This is a genomic window from Enterobacter sp. T1-1 (assembly GCF_000710795.1).
Lineage (GTDB): Bacteria > Pseudomonadota > Gammaproteobacteria > Enterobacterales > Enterobacteriaceae > Enterobacter > Enterobacter cloacae.
The window spans coordinates 1-4,793 of the sequence record NZ_JALW01000092.1; the positions used below are offsets into that span (position 1 = coordinate 1).

Annotated in this window: 5 protein-coding genes; 3 read left to right on the forward strand and 2 right to left on the reverse strand. The window is 56.6% G+C overall.

Annotation, left to right across the window (positions count from 1 at the left end):
- Nucleotides 1-368, forward strand: a 368-nt coding sequence (locus AK59_RS0122745; RefSeq protein WP_029883888.1) for an amino acid racemase, incomplete at its 5' end; no start/stop codon positions are given.
- On the opposite strand, the gene AK59_RS0122750 is transcribed toward AK59_RS0122745, so the two are convergent.
- Complete coding sequence (locus AK59_RS0122750; protein ID WP_029883889.1) at nucleotides 363-1,289, reverse strand: LysR family transcriptional regulator; 927 nt, start codon at nucleotides 1,287-1,289, stop codon at nucleotides 363-365. The two genes, AK59_RS0122745 and AK59_RS0122750, sit on opposite strands and share 6 nt — an antisense overlap.
- 122 nt (nucleotides 1,290-1,411) lie before the next feature.
- Here AK59_RS0122750 and lysA point away from each other — a divergent pair, with 122 nt between their 5' ends.
- Nucleotides 1,412-2,674, forward strand: coding sequence for a diaminopimelate decarboxylase (gene lysA / locus AK59_RS0122755; protein WP_029883890.1), 1,263 nt, complete (start codon nucleotides 1,412-1,414; stop codon nucleotides 2,672-2,674).
- On the opposite strand, the gene AK59_RS0122760 is transcribed toward lysA, so the two are convergent.
- The gene (locus tag AK59_RS0122760) at nucleotides 2,644-3,681 is read right to left on the reverse strand and encodes a LacI family DNA-binding transcriptional regulator (protein ID WP_023620433.1); all 1,038 of its coding nucleotides are present in this window, start codon (nucleotides 3,679-3,681) and stop codon (nucleotides 2,644-2,646) included. The two genes, lysA and AK59_RS0122760, sit on opposite strands and share 31 nt — an antisense overlap.
- 300 nt (nucleotides 3,682-3,981) lie before the next feature.
- Between AK59_RS0122760 and AK59_RS0122765 the strand changes: the two genes are divergently transcribed.
- A partial coding sequence (locus AK59_RS0122765; protein WP_029883891.1) for a PTS transporter subunit EIIC occupies nucleotides 3,982-4,793 on the forward strand: 812 nt, incomplete at its 3' end.

Consider the following 4,793-nt stretch of genomic DNA (forward strand, 5'->3'; position numbering starts at 1 on the left):
GTCGCGCGATTGGCGCGGCGGGGATGCGTCGCGTGGCGCTGCTGGGAACGCGCTATACCATGGAGCAGGATTTTTACCGTGGCCGGTTGAGCAGTGAGTTTGGTATCGAAAGCCTGATCCCGGATGACACCGACCGGGCGCGCATTAATCAGATTATTTTTGATGAGCTTTGCCTCGGCACCTTCAGTGAATCTTCCCGGGCGTATTACGTCAGCGTGATTGAACAACTTGCCCGGCAGGGGGTTGAAGGGGTGATCTTCGGCTGTACTGAGATCGGCCTGCTGGTACCGGCTGAGCGAAGCCCGATCCCGGTATTCGACACTGCCGCCATTCACGCTGCCGATGCGGTGGAGTTTATGCTGTCATAACGGATTTTGCAGAGCAGGTAAGCGAAGCGCCAGCTGACGCGCATGCTCAATCAAATGCCCGGTAAAGGCATCTACCAGTGCCGACGCCGGGCGATGCAGGGGGCGGATCAGGCTGACGGTAAACGGGACGGAGAGGCTAAACGGGCGAATCACAATCTCGCTCCCGGCGTAGTCCAGCGCTGTAAGCGGGTTAACCACGGCTACGCCTACCCCGGCACGTACCATCGCGCATATTGAGGCCGCGCTGTGCGTTTCCACCACCATCCGGCGTTTTACCTGATGTTCGGCAAACAGCGTGTCCAGCAGCTGTCGATAGCTGTCGGTCTGCGACAGGCTAATGTAATTTTCCCCGTGGAAATCAGCGGGGGTCAGCATTGCTTTACTGGCAAGCCGGTGCCCGGCAGGAAGCACGCAAACCTCATCCAGCGTGAGCAGTTCCGTGCGCTCCGTACCTGCAGGGGTGGTGAGGGTTTCGGTTAACCCCAGGTCGTGACGCTGCGCTGAAAGCCACTCTTCCAGCAGCGGAGATTCCTGCGGCACGATAGTGAGACTGACCTCCGGATAGCGGGCCAGAAAAGGCTGCAGCAGCGTCGGTAAAAAGGATTGTGAAAAGACGGGCAGGCAGACAATCGACAGTTCGCCCTGACGAAACTCGCGCAGGCTTTCCGCCGCACTGACAATTCTGTCCAGCCCATACCACGAGCGCTGCACTTCCTCGAACAGACGCAGCCCTTGTACCGTTGGGTGCAGCCGGCCCCGGGTGCGTTCAAACAGTTTCAGTCCCAGAACTTTCTCGAACCGTGCCAGCTCGCGGCTTACCGTAGGCTGCGAGGTGTGCAGCATCTGCGCGGCTTCGGTGAGGTTGCCGGCGGTCATCACGGCGTGAAAAATCTCAATATGGCGTAGGTTGGCGGCGGGCATAGGGCACCTGGAAGCGAAGGACTGTCCATATCATTTTTGCATAGACTCGCGATAAAACGATATTTTTTATTCTCTTTCTGCTGTGGCGTAATCATAAAAAAGATGACCACCCGGAGAAGACCATGCCACGCCCGCTTAACCAGACTGACACCGATTTAAATGCCGACAACCTGCTGCGCCTGCCTGCCGAGTTTGGCTGCCCGGTATGGGTCTACGATGCGCAAATCGTTCGCGAGAAGATTGCTGCGCTGCATCAGTTTGACGTGGTGCGTTTTGCCCAGAAGGCGTGCTCCAATATCCATATCCTGCGCCTGATGCGCGAGCAGGGCGTGAAGGTTGACTCCGTGTCGCTGGGTGAAATCGAGCGCGCGCTGGCGGCTGGTTACGATCCAAAAACCGATCCTGACGCAATTGTCTTTACTGCGGATCTGATCGACGACGCGACGCTTGCCCGCGTGCATGAACTGCAGATCCCGGTTAATGCCGGGTCTGTGGATATGCTGGAACAGCTTGGACAGGTTTCTCCCGGCCACCGCGTCTGGCTACGTGTGAACCCCGGTTTTGGCCATGGTCACAGCCAGAAAACCAACACTGGCGGTGAAAACAGTAAACACGGCATCTGGTATGCCGATATGCCCGCCGCCCTTGAGGTATTACAGCGTTACAACCTGAAGCTGGTGGGCATTCATATGCACATTGGTTCGGGCGTGGATTACGGTCACCTGGAACAGGTGTGCGGCGCGATGGTGCGTCAGGTTATCGACTTTGGGCAGGATCTGGAGGCGATCTCCGCCGGTGGTGGCCTCTCGATTCCTTATCGTGAAGGGGAAGAGGCGATCGATACCGATCACTATTACGGCCTGTGGAGCGCTGCACGCGACAAAGTTGCCGCGCATGTGGGGCATCCGGTGAAGCTCGAAATTGAACCGGGTCGTTTCCTGGTGGCGGAATCTGGCGTGCTGGTTGCTCAGGTGCGTAGCGTGAAAGAGATGGGATCGCGCCACTTCGTACTGATTGATGCGGGCTTTAATGACCTGATGCGTCCGTCCATGTATGGCAGCTACCACCATATTTCAGCGCTCGCCGCCGATGGCCGCGATTTAACCGACGCCCCACGTATTGATACGGTTGTCGCAGGCCCGCTGTGTGAATCGGGCGATGTCTTTACCCAGCAGGAAGGGGGTAAAGTTGAAACTCGCGCGCTGCCGGAGGTGAAACCCGGGGATTATCTGGTGCTGCACGATACCGGCGCTTATGGGGCGTCGATGTCTTCTAACTACAATAGCCGCCCGCTGCTGCCGGAAGTGCTGTTTGATAACGGCAAGGCGCGGCTGATCCGTCGCCGCCAGACCATTCAGGAGCTGCTGGCGCTGGAACTCGTCTGAGTAAAATATGGCCCCGTGGTTACCGAGTCGCGTAGTACCAGCGTACCGGTAAACGGCGGGATCGCTTCTACCGGCTGGTTTTTTGCCAGCCGGATCGCCTGGTCGATGGCCGTGACAATCATATTATCTATCGGCAGATAGACCGATGAGAGCGCAGGCTCCAGCCATTTTGCGCTGGGCGCATCGTCAAAGCCAAACAGTGAAATATCCTGCGGGATCTTCAGCCCTGCCTGGTGCAAGGCTTTGGAGGCTCCCAGCGCCATATCATCGTTACAGGCAAACAGGGCGCTAAACGGCACACCGTCAGCAATCAACTCCCTGCATAGTTCATACCCCCGCGTCATGCCCGCATCGCCGTACTTAATCCGCCGCTCATCCAGACGAATGCCGTGCTTTTCCAGCGCCTTACGGTAGCCCATCAGGCGGGCTTTACCGGTAGGGGTGTGGATAGGGACGGTAATACAGGCGATCTCCCGGTGGCCCTGGTTTATCAGGTAATCCACGGCCTTAAAGGCGGCATCCTGCTGTTCGAAGAAGACGCAGCGATCGGGAGCCTGGCTGACTTCCCGGTTGATGACCACCAGCGGGGTTTGCACGGAGTGGATCAACTTCATGATCGCTTTTTCGCTCATGTACCGCGTGTAGAGCACAATGGCGTCACACTTGCGATCGGCCAGCATCTGTACCGCCTGTTCTTCCTGTTCCGGCGCGTCATGACCATCGGTGACGATCAGCTGCTTCCCGTGCGTTTCGGTCTGCCGGGAGGCCTGCTGAAGGAGGCGGCCAAAGTAAAAGCCATCGAAGGTCGAGACCACCAGACCAATGCTGTTGCTGGTCTGGTTAGCCAGCGAACGCGCGAGAAAATTCGGGCGATACCCCAGCTCTTCCATTGCCGCGAACACCTGCTGACGCGTGCTCTCTTTGACCTGACCTGTGCCGTTCAGCACGCGCGATACCGTGGCTTTTGATACACCTGCGCGCAGTGAGACATCCAGCATTGTTGCCATTAGACATTCCTGATTCCACGTAACGATCTGCAGTTTAACACAGACCATCCGGCGCATAAGCGACGCGGGAAGGGCAAAACGCCCATCACGATCACGCTTTTCAGTAACGATCCAACATAACCGAAGAAATTGCTGCAATTGGTATACCAAATTGGTCATAAATGACGATCTGGAATACCTATGGTGGTGTTGAGAGCTTAATCACAGAACCATTACCCTCATAAAGCTATTTTTGGTATGCCAATAGTATCCGGCTGTACACCTTATTCAATAAAAGCCCTTTTACTGAGGTAATACCCTATGGCATTGCAGGAAAAACTGATCGACGCTCTGGGCAGTTTCGCCACTAAATTCAACAGTTATCGCTATATCATGGCGATCAAGTCAGCCTTCATTACCTTAATGCCGGTCATCATCGTTGGGGCGTTCTCTGTGCTGATCTCCAATATGGTGCTGGATCCGAAAAACGGCCTGGCGAGCTTCTCGTCGCTGTCGTTCCTCGCCGCGCTAAAGCCGATCACCAGTGCGCTGAATTACGCCACGCTGAACTTCCTCAACATTGGCGCGGTATTCCTGATTGGCATTGAGCTGGGGCGCATCAACGGTATCAAATCCCTTTTCCCGGGGCTGCTGGCGGTGATCTGCTTTATTTGCGTGACGCCCACCACCGTGGAGATGCTGGTGGATGGCGAAATGCACGTGGTGAAAGACGTGCTGCTGCGCCAGTTCTCAGATACCCGCAGCCTGTTCCTCGGCATGTTTATCGCCATTCTGTCCGTTGAAATCTACTGCTGGCTGGAGAACCGCCCGGGGCTGAAGATCCGAATGCCGGACACCGTGCCGCCTAACGTGGCCGCGTCGTTCTCCGCGCTGATCCCGGCGATTATTACCACCACTGCCATTGCCACGCTGGGGTTTGTGTTTCATCAGATCACCGGGATGTATCTCTACGACGCGGTGTATCAGGTGGTGCAACAGCCGCTGGAGCGGGTGGTGCAAAGTCTGCCTGGGATCCTGCTGCTGATGTTCGTTGCACAGCTTTTCTGGGTGATTGGTATCCACGGCAACCAGATGATCAAGCCGATCCGCGAGCCGCTGCTGCTGGGGGCGAT